The 322-nt window shown below is 42.5% G+C and carries 1 protein-coding gene; it reads right to left on the bottom strand.

What is annotated here, in order from left to right:
• Positions 1 to 15: 15 nt before the first annotated feature.
• Positions 16 to 322: CorA family divalent cation transporter (locus tag AB4585_RS26415; protein WP_372171717.1), on the bottom strand; the 307-nt coding region annotated here is incomplete at its 5' end.

Raw genomic sequence — 322 nt, 5'->3', positions numbered from 1 at the left:
AAAGGTCAACAGACCCTAGATAAACTTCAGCTTTTTCAACACCAAAACCTCGACGGCAACGATTCCAAATAAAGCAATGCAGAACAGAGTAAAAGCCCAAGGATTATCTACCCCAGGGATCCCACCTATATTCACGCCCAGTAAACCAGTAAAAAAGCCAGCAGGAAGAAACAGCCCAGCCACCACCGAGAATAAGTAAGTATTGCGATTCATGCGCTCGGCTTGTAATTGGCTGATACTGCTTAGGAATACACTGATTTGCTCGAGATAGAACTCAATGGATTCATTAAGTCGAATAACCGTATCTAGGCTGTTTTTAAAA

The sequence above is a fragment of the Vibrio sp. 10N.222.49.C9 genome, assembly GCF_041474985.1.
In the GTDB taxonomy this organism is placed as follows: domain Bacteria; phylum Pseudomonadota; class Gammaproteobacteria; order Enterobacterales; family Vibrionaceae; genus Vibrio; species Vibrio crassostreae_C.
The sequence above is the reverse complement of the archived record's forward strand: the minus strand, read 5'-3'. Positions and strand labels throughout refer to the sequence as shown.